The organism is bacterium, assembly GCA_023228325.1.
Lineage (GTDB): Bacteria > Auribacterota > UBA6266 > UBA6266 > UBA6266 > UBA6266.
In genome coordinates this window covers 969,549-987,825 of the sequence record JALOBK010000001.1, presented here as the reverse complement: position 1 = coordinate 987,825, position 18,277 = coordinate 969,549, and the positions used below count along the sequence as shown (strand labels likewise).

Below are 18,277 nucleotides of genomic sequence, written 5' to 3'. Positions count from 1 at the left end.
ATTTCAATCTCAAAGAAGTTCGTATTTTGTGGGCTTTGTACTTCTTAATTTAAACAGGTGTTTGATATTTATTAAAGCCTTATCCCTCACCATTAACCTCAAAATTTAAACAGCTATCCCTTTCAATATCATAATCTATGCGCCAAAACGAGGTGCCGCCATCAAAGACAAAAACATACGTATTTCTTACATCTTTCAGATTCGCTGACCTCGGGAAAAAATTACAGTGAATTAACTTCCGTCCATCGACCACAATGCCTACAAACTGGACACTGTACTTAGAAAGGCTTTTTAAAATTGTTTTCTTCTGTTCTTCAAAATCAGAAGGAAATGTATTGTTCGTCTTAAGGTATTGTTCGATTCTCTTAAGCGCCAGTGAGGTTTGCGGTTCTGTGGGTATCCATTCAATTTTCGGTCCCCAACTTTGACTGTTATCAGTTAATATTATTTGATATTCCCGAGGAATAACCTGACCAGCTAAAGCGTTTAACGAAATAAAAAATAAGACTAAACTTACTAAGATTTTCTTGTTCATTTTTTTATCGGAGAAACAGGCGTTTGTTTTAAGAAAAATCACTCTGACCCATTTTTTCTTATAATCTTTCTGTAATTTTCTGGCTCTAATAGATCAGCAAAAGTTATTTTATGGAAGGCAATTGGTCCAAGTACCCTTTCATAACGTTCAGTTACGGTTTCTTCCGGATCCACTACTATAATTTTCTTGTTCTTACCAAAACACGCTCGTTTGAAAGCATATTTTATCATTACGTCTGCGTCTGGCATTGAGTAACCAATAAACACTATCTTATCTGCTGCAACCAATGTCTCATGTAACTTAATCCATGTGGTTTGAAGATAATAGTTCTTATACCTCTTAAAATATGAGGGCGGCTCTACTACAAATTGCATTGGTGAGTTATCAATAGGACATCGTTCAATGGTGTGGAGTAAACCAGTTTTAAATATTTGGCCCTTGGTACTGCCTGATATTGCAATTGAATTGCATGATGCACACTGCATCCAGTTTAAAGAGCCATGTGGCTTGAGAATCAAAACGCTTTTATCTCCTGGTGGTTTCCATCTGTGAAACAAAGGTGAGTCAAAATTATCTTTTGAATTTGCGAATTGTATCCCGTAGTCAGAGTAAATGTCATAACAAAGCATTTCCATGAGAGCTATATCAAGCAATATATCGTAGTTGAAGCTGACAAAAGAATATTCTTCCTTGCAGTAGTGACCCTTCCAGAAAAGCTTACTTAAAAACTTCTTATGGATAGTCTTGGTAACAACCCGACAACTTTCTATAGCACGCCCCATTGAAATGATAAGACCATCTCTTATTTCTTTAAGTTTATTGGCTGTATACACAGGACCAAATGAATGTTCTCTATCTATTGCAATTTCTACCATGGCTAGAGCCTCTTCAAAACTAGGCCACTTGTTATCTTCAGCCATTGTATTAACAATGCCAAAAAAGTCTCTAAAATAGCCATTTAAGGCCACAGAGAAACTGTCTTGTGGATTGTTAGAAAAATACCCTTTTAGAAGTTCGGCTTGTGTTGATACCCCATCAGCTTTTGAAGCTCCTGCTCCAAATATAAAAACTGTTTTTTGTGGCATCTATCATCTCCTTTAACAGTTTGCATTATTTGTTCTACCTATAAAACTAATTTAAGTGGCTGTTCCTAACTGTAAAAGTATTACTTATACTAAAAAATACTTTCCAGACAGAAACAGGTTAGCTCTTTTTCTGAATTCCATTGAATACACACTTGTTTATTCTTGCATCCTTTACATAGAATCTCTATGTCATCTTTGTGAACATCCATTGTTCCTTTAGCTTCATGCATATCAAGGAGCTGTTTCAAATATTTTCCCGCGACTAAACGATGTAGGTTGTCTTTCTCATGAAGCCCCAGCCACACAAAAATACCCTTATCACCACGCGATATATTGCAGTTTCTGCAAGACCACACCATATTATCCGCTGAATCAGGACCTCCTCTATGCTTCGGGATAAGATGATCCATCTGAAGATTCTCCGGGGACCCGCAAAAAACACATTCTTTTGGAAATTCCTGCTCTCTTTGCCATTCTCTGATAGTGCCCGATATTGTAATCACTCCATCCCGCAAAGCCTTAAACCTATCGGAAACAAACCCATAATTTAGCTTACCGTCAAAAACAGACCGGGACATAAGCTTCGCATATTCATAAAGCAACTCTTCCCGAATAGTTTTTACATATTTAGGCGGCATTGATTTTCTTCTCAATAATTAAGTGTTCTGTCCCCGGAACAATCAGCGTTCATATCGTTCTCTATTTGACGACAAATATGACATCAGTTAAAGCCGTAAATGTCTGTGGCTTTCCCTTGTATTTAAAATCAATCTTCAAGTCAGAAACTTTTTTCTTGGAAAAATTATTAAGGTAGTCTTCTATAACTGGTTTTAACAAATCCATGTTACGTTTCAATTTCCAAGACCCAGTGAAATCATCTGTGTCGACAAGTACAAGGAAAAGCCTGTTCTCTGATCCAAAACGCATCTCGCCCTGATTTTCATATAGCCATTTTGCCAACCCTTTTGGATTATCAATTGCTTCTTTGAGTATCTGCACTTTTTCTTTCTTCAGAGTTTCGATTACCCCTATACATTCCTTGGTGCCCTTGTCTTTTAACTTCTCAACAACTTCATAGTAAACATCAGTTTGTTTTGCCTTCTTATCAAAATCAATCCCAAGGTTTTTCGCTTGAGCCTTCAAATAAGTTAGTTCTACAGGGAATCCATTCTCTTTTCTTTTAGCTTTTATATATTCTGCCGGTAAATATGTTACCTTCAAATCAAACGGGACATTCCCAATGAAGAAATCAACATGCTTTATTTGGCCAACCGTTGGCAACACTTTCTCATTTGATTTGAAGATATGTTCTATTAGTATACTTGACCAGTGATTGTACCAACTGTTAAGAACATATCCCTGCACTGCAGTACTTATTTCTGTTTCAAATTTTGATACGAGAACGTCATAGGACTGAAGTACTTTGACATAGCGGCTTACAAGATATTTATCTAAAGAGTTTTGGTAATCACCTCCCCAATCAAATGATTTGAGTTTGTACAACTCGGAGACGAGTTTCTTGGTGTCCAAGGCACCCAAAATGCTTTTGTTTTTTGCCTCAATGTATTCGTTCAATATTCTGTGTGATTTCGCTGGATTCTTAACAAGCAAAGCGTATAACTCAAAGAATTGACCATTTAAAGAAGTCTCTTTCAATTCTATTCTATTCGCCGTGATAAACTCTGAAATCAGTTCTTTTCTAACGATAGATTTCACTTTGAGCCAAAGAAAACCTAGTTGATCTGAACTGAATTCCTCCAATTTCTCACTTTCATGTAATTTTTTCCAATAGTTGAAGTCTTTCATTCTTACTTACTCTCCTTTTTTGCGGGAAATTGAGACGACCAGCTCGGTAGCTTAGAAAAAACACTCTCCAATATGTGTTCAGAGTTGGATTGCCCCTTCTGATAAATAATAATGTAGTCGCTTTTCATGGCCCCTTTCCTGTTATCTTGCACAACTGAAGTAGCTGAATAAGTCATTGGGAAGCATCCTATAAATTTTAGTATTCCAGATGTTTTTTCGATGCTTTTTAGATATTGCCAACTTTCATCATCACGTGCATTGAAATACAATGCTATGTATCCATTTGGCTTGAGAACTCTAGATATTTCCAAAAAAAACTCGGTCATCTCTGAATTATAGTTAATCTTTGATTTCAGACGTTCCTTTGCATTAGAAACAACAATCTCTCTCTCAAAGTCTACGGTATAGCCCAGCAAGGAATTCCACAACTCACTTAACTCAAGATAAGGGACACGGTCACTATGCGGAGGGTCAGTGCAAACGAAAGATACCGATTGAGATGGCATTTTTTTAAGTGCTGATCTACAGTCCGAATTGATAAGCCATGCATCGCGACCCGGAGTATTAACAGTCACTGGATCACTTGAGACTGTATAGTCGGTTTGCCTCTTGACAGGTAGAGCCCTTAGCAGCTTGTTCGCCCGATTGTTGAAGCAGTTCCATACGTTGATTTCAAAATGCGTATCGGGCAACCAAAAACCAATAACCCAACTACCAACCTCAATTTTGTCGCTGTTGCCATTTCTCTTGCCTTTGCTTCGATTTTTGATGGCAAAAACCATGTTTGACATCTGACCAGCCGAAGATGTTAGTGTAAGAAGAAGTGCACGTTTCAAATATGCTGGATAACCGGAAAATGATTCAATAAGTAAATCGATATTACGCATTGCTCGACCAGTGAAAATATCACTGACTGTCATGGTCGGCTTGACGTTAATCCGGGAATTGGTAAAAAATCTGAGATTTCTGAAATGCAAAGGCTTGTAATCTTTGTATGTTGAGTAGGAATTTAAATCTATACCAGATGGCTCCATTTCAATTCGCGTCCGACCTGTTTCAGGTTTGACCCACACAGAGACGAGTTCATTTCCTTCCCAAAGATAATGAGATGCAATTTTCCCTTCAGATGTCAGATATGTATTTCTGATTTTTTCAGTAACAGAATTTTCAATTTCGATCAATGCTTGGTAGTATTCTTGACGGGAAGGAAGGTTTAGCAGGAGGGATGTGTGTTCGACAGAAAACGGATTGATATCAATTCCAACAAAACGCCTATTACGAAGTAAGCACTCCAACGATATCAGGCCAGACCCAAGGAAGGGATCCATTACTATATCTCCTTCTTTGGTGCATTTTTCAATAAGGTAACATAAGCTTTCTATTGGTTTCTTTCCCCAGTATTTATGAAAACCCGCCAAGCCGGTATAAGTTTTTGGAGTCACAAGATCCGCAATCTTAGTGTCTGATTTCGATTGAGGGAATAGGCTTATTTGTATTGAGTCTGACGGTTTAGCGAATGACATTATTTATCCTTTGATAATTGTTCCTGTAATGCGTTTTCAAAGCAATCTAACATTTAAGCTAACCTGCGTGTATAAAACACCCAAAGAGCGAAGCGAATCGGGCAGCGTATTCCACATCAGGTTAAGAGCATCTTTAGACTTCTGAATGTTTCACAATAAATTTAGCTCTCTCGTGTAGTTCATCAAATGTAATAATTTCAGGGGAGCGTATGTTTTTTCTGTAAAGCTCAAATGACCTATATTTGTCCTGATTTATTCCATAATCGGTTTTGAATTCACTTAAATTCCCAACAACTAAATAAGACTTTGGTTGATAGTTAAAAACACATTCTCCCGTTGGATTACCTTGTTTATCTTTGAATTCAAGTTTTCGAGGAAGTTTTTCTACAGCTTTTTCGACTGTTCCTTGAACTTGAGAAACTGCACCAGAAATCTCATCAGATACTGGCCAACAAGCAGATCTATAACTACTTTTTTTAAGCAAAACAGTATTATGAGTTTTTATTTCTACAAAACAAAATGAATTTATTAAACCTCGAGTTTTCATAACTGCGTCTATTCTTTTGCCACTTTGAGATAAATCATAACCAATCACAACTTGTTCAAGTTTTTTATCATCAAGACCCGATAGAAAAACATAACTTAAACCATAACCAAAAACCCATTTATTTTTTTCAAAAAACTTTTGCCATAAAAGCTCTTCAGTACAATCATATTCTCTTTTTTCAGAATTAAAATAATCTGGATCTGTAAGCAATTTTTCAAATCTTTCCAACTGTTTTTTACGGTATCCTAAAGCAATAATATCTTCTTTGGTTATTTCAGATTTAGCAAGTTCAAGCATTAAATCTTGATTATGATTAATAAGATCCACAGCCTGGCTACGATTTAGAATCATTTTTTCAAGCTGTTTATCTGTAACATTGATATTTTTAGGGCTACTTAAATCTACTAATTGAATATTATTAATAAACTCAAGTATTGTATCTATTTCTTCTCCTACGAATGTAAAATAAGTTTTATGAGGAATGCCAGTTTTAACAGTAAAACGCTGTATAGTTAACGTAAATATTCCCCTATTATCTTCATAAAACTTTGCAATGATTTCTTGTTTGCCACCAGGAGTAATTCTAATAACATGCTCTCCTTTCTCTAGAGCAAAACTATTTAACTCATGTTCCGAGAAAACCTTCGACGCATAGCGAAATTTTCTATTCTCCTGATTCCTAAAAGACAAACTTTTACTGTGATATGTCTTTCCTGGTTTTTTATTATTATGATATTCAAATTCATCATTCATATTATTATTCTATCAAAGCTAAAATTTAAAAATCCAAATCTATTATGATATTAGTTCATTTATATATTCTTTCTCAACCACCAACGAGCAAAACGAGTAATAAGCTTACGTAAATCAACAGAAAATCCGAAGAAACCAGGCTTTGCTGAAATGAGCTCTTCTCTTGTTGGGCTGATTTCAATTGGACTCAGATCTGTTTTAAGCAAGGAATAAGTGGAACATTCTGTATAGTGTCTATGGGTTACTGATGCCCAATCCCACCGCCAATCTTTAGAGTATGCCCTTCCATTTTCAACGAGCCATTTCTCCATTGTTTCTCGATCTACTTCATCAACATATTTTGAGAGAGAAGAGGCAAACAAGCCGAACACCTGACTTGAAACCTCTGGACAAAAATTATTAAATGAATGAGGCTCATCATCTGAACTCGTGATTCTTGTCTTTTCTTCCCCCAATGTAGTCCAAAGGTCTGATTTCATCCATTTTAGACGAACCGTATTATCCACATCAGGCTTTAATTTAGTTGTAATTCCTTGTTCTCCAAGCAAAGAGTAGCTCCAATAGTATCTCGGACACCGGTGTACATTTGCAAAAGGACAACGCGGAGTGACACCCTTTGTCTGACTTATTGCAGTATACCACTCAATATCTGGATAAATATGTTCCATCGTTTTTAAGGCTAACATCGACATCACCTGCCGGGGCACGCGCCGTTTAGGCGCGGGTAACGGTCAGGGGGATGAAGTCGTTAGGTTTTTATATTTGTACTGTTTTTTTTCTTTTTTCTTGTTTTCTTAAACTCAAAGACAGCGGCTTCAATTTGCTCCTTAGTTAATGCATTCAAAAATGGCAGAACTTCATTGGAATATTGTATTACACCTCCCAACGATGGACGCCAATAAAGATGAGGTTTGTTTCTAAAATCATATTTCCAAACAATCGCTTGCAACGTAAAAGTTGTAAACTTAACACCTTTAAATTGCGAGCCAATATTTTTCATAAGCTGTGATTGTCTAAGTGGATGTGATTTGTTGGGATCAACACGTCTTTCGATTAATAGTGGCCCATCACTGCTGACTTCGCCTTTTACTCCAACAACAACATCAGCAGATGAAATTTTTTTAACAGATCTTAATGTAACATTAAAAGTGGTTAAGAATCGAGATGTATCTAGGTTTTGCCTCTCTAGGCTGGTTGTAATTTGGGAAATTTCTTTAAGAAATTGCGCAACAGCTTTATTTTTGCATGGATGATTTTTACTTTTTTGAATAAATTCAATAGGATCTGGAGATGTTCCAAATGATAAAGGAAGTAAGTTAATACTCATCTCATCAGTAATATCATATTTAAAAACTGAAATCATTAAGTCTCTAAAATTTGTGATGTTTGTTTGTGCTAATCCATAGATTACGATGCTAAATCCTTTTTGATTGTAAAAGTGAATAGCATTATTTCGATAAGTTATAAGCAACTCGAGATTTTGTGCAATTGGCTCATATTGTATATCGATAGGGAAAACTGGCTGAACTTTATTTAAGGCATCTTGTATCGTTAATGAACGGTAATTCTGTTTTCTTTCTTTAGGATAAAAAATTCGTTTTTTATTTTTAGATAATATCGATTTTAGTAGTAATTCCCACGCATTTATTAATAATATCGTGAAACATTCATCTCGATATGAAATTTGAGGTTTATTATAGATTTCTATTGCTGCAAGCATTGCAGATTTTGAATTATTTAGTAGATTTCGATACGAGCCGGATAAATTCATAATTTTTAACCTAACATATAATATACGAATTCGTAATTTGTGGCTTTTTCTACCACCTTTAAACCCATTATAATCCTTAAATCCCTGATTTCAATCTTAAATACTGATTATTTAAGTTCGTATTTTGTCTGTAATAGCGCGAAATGCGAATTCGCAATTTGTAGGTTTTTGTACCTTTGGGAAAAAAGTAACCTCGATAAGGAAAAGTTTTAATTCTGTAAAGTTGCAGTTGTTTTTTATTCCAAGTTTGGACTTCTCGCCATTTATTGTAGCGAAGTTACATAGATGATTTTGGATACAAGGAAAATGACTGAGGGTACCGCAGGCATACCCGGCGGGTCTGTTGAGGACACCCGAAGGAATTTGACGCAGTAGACAAAGTTATATATGGAACTGCAGCAGATAAATGGTGAGAATTGCAAACTGGTGATGGAGCGGGCGGTGGGAATCGAACCCACACTTCTAGCTTGGAAGGCTAGAGCACTACCACTATGCAACGCCCGCAAAAAATATGGTGGGTAGGGATGGATTTGAACCACCGTAGGCTACGCCGGCAGATTTACAGTCTGCTCCCTTTGGCCACTCGGGCACCTACCCACAAAACTACGTCAAACGGTTGACTAAACTGAGAACGCCAAAGAATATTCTCTTTTTAACTTTTCGTCCTTCGTCTTACGTATTTCGCCAACCGTTTAGCTCTGCTGGAGCCGGCGATCAGACTTGAACTGATAACCTGCTGATTACAAGTCAGCTGCTCTGCCAATTGAGCTACGCCGGCGCCCCTAAAGGGGGACCACAACAAGCACGATTAAATTTCCCAAAAATTTAATCGGTTGCCCTTACAGGCGGGTTTTGCCAATACAAAACCCGGGTCAAGCCCCTTATTAAAATAAAAAACATCTCAAAAATCAAGTTAAAAATAAATTACAGGGACGGCAGCATATTGTAAGCGTCGGGTATCGAAGATATTATGTCTGATGCTATCAGTGATATTTCGCCTTTTTTTGATGCGGCAATGTCCCCGGCAACACCATGCAGGAAAACGCCGAATACGGAAGCGTTGAAACTTCCGAGCCCCTGGGCAATCAAAGAACCTATAATGCCCGCGAGCGCGTCCCCAGAGCCTCCGGTTGCCATCCCGGGGTTGCCTGTGATGTTAACAAACAATGAGCCGTTTTTCCCGGCTATAACGGTGCGGGCACCTTTCAGCACAACGGTGGTATTCCTTTTTTCGGCAACCTCAAGGGCCAGTTCCCACCTGTTGGCCTCGACTTCCTCTCTTGTGCAGCCGCAGAGCCGCGCCATTTCCCCGGCATGAGGCGTCAGGACCGTTTCAGCGCCCGAGAAATTCAGCACATCGGCGTTTTCGGAAACGGCTGTGATGGCATCAGCGTCCAGCACTATCTTGCCGGTGCTGTATTTAATGACGTCGCGGACAAGCGCCATAGTTTCGGAATCCACCGAAAGTCCCGGCCCGATAACGGCGGCATCGGCTCTTTGCGTCCAGTTAAGGATCTGGGGAAGAGCCTTAAAACCCAGTATGCCGTGGCTTTTTTCCTTAAGGGGAAACGGCATCTCTTCTATTAACCTTGACTGGTACACCGAAAGCAGGCTTTCGGGAACACCCAGCGTCACCAAACCGGCTCCGGCTCTCATAGATGCCCTCGCGCACATAATACCCGCGCCTGTATATAATGATGACCCCGAAACAATAAAAACATGGCCGTAAGACCTTTTATCGGAAGGGCAAAACCTTTTTGGTATAAAAGATTTTGCCTCGGAAGGCGTCATAACTTCAACTCTCGAATGGCTCATATTATAAATTTCATCAGGATAGCCGATATCAGCCACAATCATCTTTCCTGTATAAGCGGACGCTTTTTCATAGAGCAATCCTATTTTAGGCAGGCCCATCGTTACCGTCACATCAGCTTTGACGCTTGTTCCGCAAGGCAGTCCGCTGAGCGCGTCCAGGCCCGAAGGGACATCCACGGAAACAACAAAATGACCGGACCGGTTGACGGTATTTATCCAGTCGGAACAAGGGCTTTCGACTTTTCCCCTGACACCGATACCAAGAAGCGCGTCCACCACAATACAATCTTTCCCAAGATACTTTTCAAGCGAATCCGGTAAAAAATCCACAGAAGATTTTTTGATTTTCTTTAACTGCTCTTTAGTGTTGTTTCCGGCATCTTCCTCTTTGAAACAGCATAAAATTTTAACATCCGGAAAAACGCTGCAGAGATGGCGCGCGGCAACAAGGCCGTCGCCGCCGTTGTTGCCCTTTCCGCAGAGAACGACAACCTGAGGCGTTTCGGACATGGATGAAACCTCTTTTTTGACGGTTTCGGCAACCGTCTTCCCCGCGTTTTCCATAAGGATGGTTTCGGCCACGCCGAATTCGGAGGACGCTCTCGCGTCCATTTCTTTTATTTCCTGAGGAGTTACGGCTTTCATATTTTTATGTTTCTATCGTCGCGACGGCAATCGAGTAATTGCGCGAATGCGACAGGCTTATGTTTAAATGCCTGAGGCTGCTTTTTTCCCAGAACTTCAACGCGTTCCCGAGAAGTTTTATCTGGGGCGCCCCATGGAGCGTCTTGACGACTTTGACATCTTTCCACGTAAGTTTCTCGGTGCCGAACGCTTTAAAGACAGCTTCCTTGCAGGCAATCCGCGCCGCGAAACACGACGGGAAATCCCGTTTGCCGGAACAATACTCGATTTCTTCCGGCAGGAAAACCTTATCCAGAAAAGCCTGACCCCATTTTTGTATAAGGTTTTTTATCCTTTCATTCTCCACAAGGTCTACGCCTATACCTTTGATCAACTTACACCTCTATACTGTCTCATCAACTTAATCATCTTTCTCACCGCTTTATCCAAACCCGTAAAAACAGCTTCCGCAATAATGGAAAACCCGATGTTCAGTTCATGCATATAGGGAATCTTCAATATTGATTTTATGTTATTGTAATCTATGCCGTGCCCGGCATTGACTCCAAGCCCGAGAGCGCGCGCGAACACCGAAGCGTCAATCAGCTTCAACAGCTCTTTTTGCGCTTTTGATTCTGACGCCGCGTTGGCAAAAGAACCTGTGTGAAGTTCAATGAATTCCGCTCCCGTCCTTAACGCCATCTCCACCTGTTCCAAATCGGGATCTATAAAAAGGCTGACCGTTATTCTTTTCTTCTGCAGCCTGTCAACGGTTCCGGAAACGGCCTTAAAATTCTTTATAACATCAAGGCCGCCTTCTGTGGTCAATTCTCTTCTTTTTTCGGGAACAAGTGTCGCCTGGTGGGGCCTGAGTTTGCACGCTATATTAATTATTTCATCGTAACAGGCCATTTCAAGGTTCAATTTTCCGGACAAAATTTTTTTCAGTTCAAAGACATCTTTGTCCTGTATGTGCCTTCTGTCTTCCCGCAGATGAACCGTTATCTGGCCGGCTCCGGCCTGTTCGCAGGCTTTAGCGGCCCGGATAACGGAAGGAAATTTCTCCAGCCTCGCCTGCCTTAAAGTCGCAATATGGTCGATATTAACACCCAGCAGAAGTTTTTTACTCACGGAATCTCCCTTAATGCCCGTTAATCGTTACCTCAACCGCCTCGGGTTCGGTTCGCTCAAGAAAAACATTTTTGGGAAGGTCGGCTTTGACGGGAAGCTCATACACGCCTTTTTTCTTCTCAAGCACTTCTATAAACAGCGATATTTCCTGCGGACCCATTTTGTCGAGTATGTTCTGCGGGCCGCTCACTACCGCGGCAACACTCACAGGTTCAATCCTGATGGAAAGTTTTCTTGATGAAGAAGTAAGTATATTCACCGGCAGCTGCTCAAAGCGCCGTTGGGACAACGCCTCTTTTATTTCAAGCGATACTACAACGACTTTCTCTCCCTTATAGATGTCATCTTTGATAAGGGGCTCAAGCGGCACCCTTACGGCAAACGATTTATCCTTGCCTGTAACATCTATCGGCAGGGTTTCGATGTATCTCTTGGAGCTTAACAGTTTTTCAGGCCCGAGAACGGATACTTCTCTCGGGGTTGAAGATGCGTCGGCGATTTCATAACCGTAAGCCGGCTGGCCTATCCAGACAGGCCTGACTATCAGTTTTTTTTCTATCTGTTCATCAAGCGCCACATCTACAATTTTAGGCTCGATATTTACAACACTGACTCTTATGGGTTTGCTGATATCGCTTTTTGCCACCTTTATAAGGACGCGGCCCTTGTCCTGGGAATCAGGGATTTTATGTACTGCCTCAAGGTCATAATTTTCAAGGCTCTGGACTTCCTCGGCCGTCCCGCTGAAAGTCACTCTCAACACATCGGCGGAACTGTCAACAACCGCAAGGTTGGCCGGAGGAATAAACCTCAGGGGTATTTTCGCGACGTGTTTCACGCTTCTCATTTCGGCGACATAAAACCAGACTATCACGGCAAATATCACCGATAAGATTTTAGTCCATATGTTTTTTGTAAAAAAATCTCTCATCTCTTGTTTTTCCTGAAAAATAACCTGTTATTCCTGGCCGGCTTATTGCTCTTCGGTTCAAGAAGGTTAAGCAGCGCCCGTTTAAGCCTTGCGTCATCCATATCCCTTGTCAGCACGCCGTTTGAAGCGACTGAAATCGAGCCTGTTTCTTCCGAAACCACTATTGTAACCGAATCCGTCTCTTCCGAAAGTCCGATAGCCGCCCTGTGCCTTGTCCCCAATGTCTTGCTCAGCGTCGGGTTGCTCGAAAGGGGAAAAATACACCCCGCGGCGCTTATCCTGTTGTTTGTTATAATAACCCCCCCGTCATGCAGAGGCGTGTTCGGGATAAATATCGTTTGTATGAGTTCTTCGCTTGCCCTGCTGTTTATGGGGATACCGCTTTCAATATAATCTTTCAGCCCGACTTCCCTTTCAATCGCTATCAAAGCCCCGATTTTTTTCTTCGACAGGCCCGATACCGCGCGGACAAGGACATCTATCACCGCTTCTTCGGCATACATAGACATAAAAAACTGTTTTTCGCCTATATGCGCAAGTGTCCTTCTCAGTTCCGGCTGGAAAAGTATTATGAAACCGATAATCGAAATCGCGAAAACTTTCGTTAAAATCCAGTTTATAGTTTCCAGATGCAGTTTCTGAATCAATATGAACGCCACAAAAAATATTATAATCCCTTTTAAAACCTGCTGAGCGAGCGTTCCCCTGATGGAAAGAAGCATATAATAAAAAATGATAGACATAGCCGCGATTTCAACAACCGGCTTCCATACTGCCAGGATAAATTCAACGACCTGCTCCATTACCGCTCCTTGACATCATTATAATTGCGTATCAGCCAGGCTATCTTAAGCGCCTGCCGGGTTTCCGTCACATCATGAGCTCTTATAATATTCGCGCCGAGAAAAACTCCGACCGCTCCGGCCGCGATGGAACCGGGCAGCCTGAATTCGGCGCTTTCTCCCGTCACCCTGCCTATAAACGATTTTCTCGACAACCCCAGCGTTACAGGATAACCGAGCGCCGCTATTTCATCTATACGATTCAGTATAGCATAATTGTCTTTTACAGTTTTACCAAATCCTATGCCAGGATCAACAGAAATACAACTTTTTTTTACGCCCGCTTTAACCAGCGCCGACGCCCTCAGGTGAAGAAACTCCGCGATTTCGCCGACTGTGTCCGAATAACCGGGGTTTACCTGCATTGTTTCAGGACTGCCTTTCATATGCATAATTATACATCCGGCTCCGGTCCGCGCGGCAAGCCCGAGCATGCGCTTATCGGCGGTCATCGCGCTTATATCGTTGATTATGGAAGCTCCGGCTTTTATAGCCCCGGCGGCAACTTTATATTTTCTCGTATCGACGGATAACGGCACCGACACGCGCCGCTTTACTTTCTTTATAACGGGAATGATTCTCCTGAGTTCCTCATCCGGTGAAACCCCTTTGGAACCGGGCCTTGTCGATTCGCCGCCGATATCCAAGATATCCGCGCCTTCCGCCGCAAGCCGCAGGGCGCGCTCAACCGCAGATTCAACCGAAAAAAACTTTCCGCCGTCGTAAAAAGAATCCGGCGTAATATTCACCACACCCATCACGGCAGGCCCTTTGTCGAATGTGATTTTTTCTCTGCCGAACCTGAATTCCGGTGGACAGGAAGATTTCCCGCTGACTTTTTCGCTTATAAGACCGGCTATACGGGGCAATTCGAAGTAATTCTGTTTCTGAAGTTTTTCCGGCAGTTTTTTTATCTGGGCAAGGGTTCCTATCAGGATAATATCGGATTTTCTGCCGGGCTGTGTCAGCGCCCATCTTGATATCGCCGCGTCTCCGCCCAGGGAAAGCATTGCCTGTTTTATGATATTTGCCGAAGGGTTACGGACCGAAGAAATTTTCAATAAGGCCATAACCCCTTTTTCTTTCATCCTGCTTATACCCGCAGGATCAACCTCAATTTTTCTCAGCTCTTCTTCAAAATCACTTAGCCTTTTGGGTAAGAGGGTTATTATCCGGGATATTTTCCCTTGCTCTCTCTTCGGGAGTTTTTTCGGTTTTTTGAGCGGTATCTTTCTTTTTGCTGGCACTTTTTTCCTTTATGCGGCTTTTAAATCTCGGCAATTTTCCTTTTTTAACTATATAATCTACATCTTTACCTTCTATGACTTCTCTTGCAAGCAGGGCTTTGGCAAGCAGGACCATTTTATCCCTGTTTTTATTTAAAATCTCTTTTGCCCGCTCATAGCAGTAATCTATCACTTTTCTGACTTCCTCATCTATCTGGACGGCGGTTTGTTCGCTGTAATCCTGATGTCTTGAAATTTCTCTTCCAAGAAAAATATGTTCCTCTCTCTCTCCGAAAGTCATCGGGCCCATTTTTTCGCTCATTCCCCACTCGCACACCATGGCTCTTGAAAGTTTAGTCGCCCTTTTTAAATCGCTTTTGGCTCCCGAAGTAATGTCGCCGATTATCATTTCTTCAGCCACTCTTCCGCCGAGCAATGCGGTTATATCATCGAGTATTTCCTTTTTCCCCTCCAGGTATTTATCTTTTTCGGGCAGATGCATGGTAGCGCCCAGGAAAGCTATCCCGCGGGGAATTATCGTAACCTTATGAACGGGGTCTGTATATTCCAGGATGCTCTGCAGTATAGCGTGCCCGGCTTCATGATATGCGATAATCTCCTTCTCTTTTTCGTCAATCGTGCGGCTTCTTCTTTCTTTCCCGAAAGCAACTTTATCCCTCGCCTCTTCAAGGTCATCGAGAAACACTTCTTTCAGGTCTTTTCTCGCCGCAAGCAGAGCGGCTTCATTTATAAGGTTGGCAAGGTCGGCCCCTGAAAAACCGGGTGTCCCCCTGGCTATAATACTTAACTCGACATCTTTGGAAATTTTTATTTTTTTTGCATGGACCCGGAGTATCTGTTCCCTGCCTCTCAAGTCGGGAAAATCTATAACTATCTGCCTGTCAAAACGGCCGGGCCTTAAAAGCGCCGGATCAAGCACATCGGGCCTGTTTGTGGCGGCTATCAGGATTACTCCCTCTTTCGTGTTAAACCCGTCCATCTCGACCAGCAGCTGGTTTAACGTCTGTTCCCTTTCATCGTGTCCTCCGCCTAATCCCGCTCCCCTGTGTCTTCCGACGGCATCTATTTCATCAAGAAATATCAGGCACGGCGCGTTGCGCTTTCCCTGCTCGAACATATCGCGCACGCGGGAAGCTCCCACTCCTACGAACATCTCAACAAAATCGGACCCGCTTATGGAAAAGAACGGGACGTCCGCCTCTCCGGCTATGGCTTTGGCGAGCAGGGTTTTCCCTGTTCCCGGAGGGCCGACAAGCAGGACTCCTTTCGGGATCCTTCCGCCCAGCCTCTGGAACTTTTTCGGGTCTCTAAGGAAATCTATAATCTCTTCGACTTCTTCTTTTGCTTCATCTATTCCGGCAACATCTTTAAAGGTCACCCGTTCCGTATCTTTGGTCATAAGCCTCGCGCGGCTTTTGCCGAAGCTCAACGCCCCGCCGCCGCCCGCCTTAACCTGCCTGAAAAACATAAACCACAAAAACCCGATAAATATCAGCCACGGCGCGATGGTCCAGATAATGGGCCACAACGGGTTTTCCTTTTCTATATTGAGTTTTACCCCGTATTCATCGAGTATACCCGCAAGCCGGAGATCGTTACTGTCAACATTCACGGTATAATTTTCCCCGTCGGTATACTGGCCGGTCGCGGTAATAGTCCCTTCAGTTTTTTGATAAGTGGCAATCTGTCCGTCCCGGACTTTCTGCAGAAACACGGAATAGCTTATCGCTTCCGGTTTTTCTTCAGTAACCGAATTGAACCTGAAAAAATAAAATATCGTCAATAAGACTATCAGCCAGACTACGGCCGGTTTCAGGAAAAATCTGGCTTTTTGGTCGTCATTAGGTTTCTTGGGTTTCACTGGATACCTCTTTTTAATTAATACAATATACTATCTGCGGTAATATAATCTAACACATTTGTCAAAAAATATTCAATTTGATTCCGGTTTATTATAATTCGAACCTGAATCTTATCCTGCCTATGAGCCGGCTTTTCGGCGTAACCTTAAAATCTTCGCTGATTCTGTACCCTGCAAGAAAAATTATCCTGCCGCGCATATCGCAGAACACGGGGATTTTATTCCTGCGGCGGCATAACACCTTTGAATCAACAAGTATATCCTGGATTTTTTTGCGCCCGTTAAGACCTGACGGCCTGTATCTGTCCCCTTCGGCCGCGCTTCTCAAAAGTATCCTTTTCCCAGATTTTGAGGCGTCAAAATACTGGACGCCCGAAAGGGCCCCTTTGCTGAAATCAAACGCTTTTTGCTTTTTGAAATCTTCCCGGATTTTCCTGAATGTTCCTCCGCCCGCTTTAAGAATTTCTGTCTTGAGTCCGACTCTTTCCGCCGTTACGCCGCTGCCGAGAGAAAAACTTTTTTTTAAGGCCCTGCTTTTTTCCCCGCGGGGTTCAACATACAGAAAGTTCCCGTCCTTTGATATAACAAGGCTGCCAAACGAAAACGATTTGTTTTCTCCTTCCCGGCGAAGCATCCGGACAATCCTTGAAAGATTGATGAAGGTGACTTTCTTGGGGTCCGCGCCCGCAGATAAAATAACCGTTTTAATCATACGGGAGACAACCGCATCCGGTGTATTAACAAGCTTTCCGCAATCAAGCCTGAGGCAGCCGCCGGTTTCTTCCTTTAAACAGAGCGCAAGTTCCCTGCCGGCTTCCTTTGATAATACGTCGCTTGCCGAGGCGGCTCCGGACATCAGCCTGGAAAGCGCTTCGCTGACCGCGGGGTTGTATTCCTTCTTTAAAAGGGGAATAAGTTCCAGCCGGATTTTATTCCTGATTATATTTTTATCCCGGTTGCTTTTATCCACACGGAATCTGATTTTTCTCTCTTTAAGATATTTGAGGATCTCCGATTTTTCCGTGTTGACCAGAGGCCTGACGATTTTTATTCCGTTAAAAACCGATTCTTTCCTTATGGAGCCGAGGCCGTCCACCGAAGTCCCTTTTATTATTCTCATAAGCCCGGTCTCCACAACGTCATCCAAATTATGCCCCAGGACAAGCGTGGATGAATTGAAACGCCCGCATGAACGCATAAAAAAATCGTACCGCGCTATCCTTGCGGCCTCTTCCATGCCGATTGACAGCTTTTTCCTCAAGGCCGCGACATCTTTCCTTTCGGAATAAAATGACATGCCGCGCGCGCCGGCAAAGGTTTCCGCGAATTTTTCATCCCTGTCGCTTTCCGCCCCTCTCAGCATATGGTTAAGATGAGCTATGCATACTTTCAGTTTTTTTCTTTCGGATACCGCGCTGACGCAGTCCGCAAGAAAGACGGAATCCGGGCCGGAAGAAAACCCCAGGACAATTTTCTCCCCTGGTTTGAAATATTTTCCGATTTCAGAAACGAAATTTTTTTTCATGGGATAAAATATTTTTTCAATTTAATAACTTATGTTCACTGCCGTTCCATAAGTTACAGTTTCATAAAACTAAATTGATATATAATTTTATTAAGGCTTATCCCCCGCTGATTTGCTTCGCAAATCAATGCGCCGGGGATCCGCTCAACTTGGCAACTTATGTTCACTGCCGTTCCATAAGTTACAGTTTCATAAAACTAAATTGATATATAATTTTATTAAGGCTTATCCCCCGCTGATTTGCTTCGCAAATCAATGCGCCGGGGATCCGCTCAACTTGG

Annotated in this window: 16 protein-coding genes and 3 tRNA genes; all 19 read right to left on the bottom strand. The window is 42.0% G+C overall.

Annotation, left to right across the window (positions count from 1 at the left end):
- Window positions 1–79: 79 nt before the first annotated feature.
- On the bottom strand, window positions 80–535 hold the full coding sequence (locus M0R36_04710) for a hypothetical protein (protein ID MCK9555099.1): 456 nt from the start codon (window positions 533–535) through the stop codon (window positions 80–82).
- A 38-nt stretch (window positions 536–573) separates the two neighbouring features.
- Window positions 574–1,620 (bottom strand): SIR2 family protein, encoded by a 1,047-nt coding sequence (locus tag M0R36_04705; GenBank protein MCK9555098.1) that lies wholly within the window; start codon window positions 1,618–1,620, stop codon window positions 574–576.
- A gap of 89 nt (window positions 1,621–1,709) precedes the next feature.
- Window positions 1,710–2,258 carry an HNH endonuclease gene (locus M0R36_04700; protein MCK9555097.1) on the bottom strand — a complete coding sequence of 183 codons (549 nt, stop codon included), beginning with the start codon at window positions 2,256–2,258 and terminating at the stop codon, window positions 1,710–1,712.
- 61 nt (window positions 2,259–2,319) lie between these two features.
- Window positions 2,320–3,426 carry a hypothetical protein gene (locus tag M0R36_04695; protein MCK9555096.1) on the bottom strand — a complete coding sequence of 369 codons (1,107 nt, stop codon included), beginning with the start codon at window positions 3,424–3,426 and terminating at the stop codon, window positions 2,320–2,322.
- Between the two features lie 2 nt (window positions 3,427–3,428).
- Window positions 3,429–4,949, bottom strand: coding sequence for a DNA methylase (locus tag M0R36_04690; protein MCK9555095.1), 1,521 nt, complete (start codon window positions 4,947–4,949; stop codon window positions 3,429–3,431).
- 133 nt (window positions 4,950–5,082) lie between these two features.
- Entirely contained in the window at window positions 5,083–6,249 is a 1,167-nt protein-coding gene (locus M0R36_04685; protein MCK9555094.1) for a DUF4263 domain-containing protein, read from the bottom strand.
- Between the two features lie 59 nt (window positions 6,250–6,308).
- On the bottom strand, window positions 6,309–6,935 hold the full coding sequence (locus tag M0R36_04680; protein ID MCK9555093.1) for a hypothetical protein: 627 nt from the start codon (window positions 6,933–6,935) through the stop codon (window positions 6,309–6,311).
- A 62-nt stretch (window positions 6,936–6,997) separates the two neighbouring features.
- Window positions 6,998–7,969, bottom strand: a complete 972-nt coding sequence (locus M0R36_04675) for a DUF3644 domain-containing protein (GenBank protein MCK9555092.1) — start codon at window positions 7,967–7,969, stop codon at window positions 6,998–7,000.
- A gap of 481 nt (window positions 7,970–8,450) precedes the next feature.
- Window positions 8,451–8,524, bottom strand: a tRNA-Gly gene (locus tag M0R36_04670).
- An 8-nt stretch (window positions 8,525–8,532) separates the two neighbouring features.
- Window positions 8,533–8,617, bottom strand: a tRNA-Tyr gene (locus M0R36_04665).
- Window positions 8,618–8,722: 105 nt separating this feature from the next.
- A tRNA-Thr gene (locus M0R36_04660) sits at window positions 8,723–8,798 on the bottom strand.
- A 146-nt stretch (window positions 8,799–8,944) separates the two neighbouring features.
- Window positions 8,945–10,480 (bottom strand): NAD(P)H-hydrate dehydratase, encoded by a 1,536-nt coding sequence (locus M0R36_04655; protein MCK9555091.1) that lies wholly within the window; start codon window positions 10,478–10,480, stop codon window positions 8,945–8,947.
- A gap of 4 nt (window positions 10,481–10,484) precedes the next feature.
- Window positions 10,485–10,853 (bottom strand): holo-ACP synthase, encoded by a 369-nt coding sequence (gene acpS / locus M0R36_04650; protein ID MCK9555090.1) that lies wholly within the window; start codon window positions 10,851–10,853, stop codon window positions 10,485–10,487.
- The gene (locus M0R36_04645) at window positions 10,850–11,590 is read right to left on the bottom strand and encodes a pyridoxine 5'-phosphate synthase (GenBank protein ID MCK9555089.1); all 741 of its coding nucleotides are present in this window, start codon (window positions 11,588–11,590) and stop codon (window positions 10,850–10,852) included. Before M0R36_04645 ends, acpS begins: the two co-directional genes overlap by 4 nt.
- A gap of 10 nt (window positions 11,591–11,600) precedes the next feature.
- On the bottom strand, window positions 11,601–12,521 hold the full coding sequence (locus M0R36_04640; GenBank protein MCK9555088.1) for a CdaR family protein: 921 nt from the start codon (window positions 12,519–12,521) through the stop codon (window positions 11,601–11,603).
- On the bottom strand, window positions 12,518–13,324 hold the full coding sequence (gene cdaA, locus M0R36_04635; protein MCK9555087.1) for a diadenylate cyclase CdaA: 807 nt from the start codon (window positions 13,322–13,324) through the stop codon (window positions 12,518–12,520). The genes M0R36_04640 and cdaA overlap by 4 nt, the downstream gene beginning before the upstream one ends.
- Complete coding sequence (gene folP / locus M0R36_04630; protein MCK9555086.1) at window positions 13,324–14,610, bottom strand: dihydropteroate synthase; 1,287 nt, start codon at window positions 14,608–14,610, stop codon at window positions 13,324–13,326. The genes cdaA and folP overlap by 1 nt, the downstream gene beginning before the upstream one ends.
- Window positions 14,504–16,471, bottom strand: a complete 1,968-nt coding sequence (gene ftsH, locus M0R36_04625) for an ATP-dependent zinc metalloprotease FtsH (GenBank protein MCK9555085.1) — start codon at window positions 16,469–16,471, stop codon at window positions 14,504–14,506. Before ftsH ends, folP begins: the two co-directional genes overlap by 107 nt.
- A gap of 91 nt (window positions 16,472–16,562) precedes the next feature.
- On the bottom strand, window positions 16,563–17,996 hold the full coding sequence (gene tilS / locus M0R36_04620) for a tRNA lysidine(34) synthetase TilS (GenBank protein ID MCK9555084.1): 1,434 nt from the start codon (window positions 17,994–17,996) through the stop codon (window positions 16,563–16,565).
- Window positions 17,997–18,277 lie beyond the last annotated feature (281 nt).

What these genes read in the sequence shown, in the direction of transcription:
- M0R36_04710 (MCK9555099.1), bottom strand. Translation starts at nt 535, where the DNA reads ATGAACAAGAAAATCTTAGTAAGTTTAGTCTTATTTTTTATTTCGTTA.
- M0R36_04705 (MCK9555098.1), bottom strand. Translation starts at nt 1,620, where the DNA reads ATGCCACAAAAAACAGTTTTTATATTTGGAGCAGGAGCTTCAAAAGCT.
- M0R36_04700 (MCK9555097.1), bottom strand. Translation starts at nt 2,258, where the DNA reads ATGCCGCCTAAATATGTAAAAACTATTCGGGAAGAGTTGCTTTATGAA.
- M0R36_04695 (MCK9555096.1), bottom strand. Translation starts at nt 3,426, where the DNA reads ATGAAAGACTTCAACTATTGGAAAAAATTACATGAAAGTGAGAAATTG.
- M0R36_04690 (MCK9555095.1), bottom strand. Translation starts at nt 4,949, where the DNA reads ATGTCATTCGCTAAACCGTCAGACTCAATACAAATAAGCCTATTCCCT.
- M0R36_04685 (MCK9555094.1), bottom strand. Translation starts at nt 6,249, where the DNA reads ATGAATGATGAATTTGAATATCATAATAATAAAAAACCAGGAAAGACA.
- M0R36_04680 (MCK9555093.1), bottom strand. Translation starts at nt 6,935, where the DNA reads ATGTTAGCCTTAAAAACGATGGAACATATTTATCCAGATATTGAGTGG.
- M0R36_04675 (MCK9555092.1), bottom strand. Translation starts at nt 7,969, where the DNA reads ATGCTTGCAGCAATAGAAATCTATAATAAACCTCAAATTTCATATCGA.
- M0R36_04655 (MCK9555091.1), bottom strand. Translation starts at nt 10,480, where the DNA reads ATGAAAGCCGTAACTCCTCAGGAAATAAAAGAAATGGACGCGAGAGCG.
- M0R36_04640 (MCK9555088.1), bottom strand. Translation starts at nt 12,521, where the DNA reads ATGAGAGATTTTTTTACAAAAAACATATGGACTAAAATCTTATCGGTG.
- cdaA (MCK9555087.1), bottom strand. Translation starts at nt 13,324, where the DNA reads ATGGAGCAGGTCGTTGAATTTATCCTGGCAGTATGGAAGCCGGTTGTT.
- tilS (MCK9555084.1), bottom strand. Translation starts at nt 17,996, where the DNA reads ATGAAAAAAAATTTCGTTTCTGAAATCGGAAAATATTTCAAACCAGGG.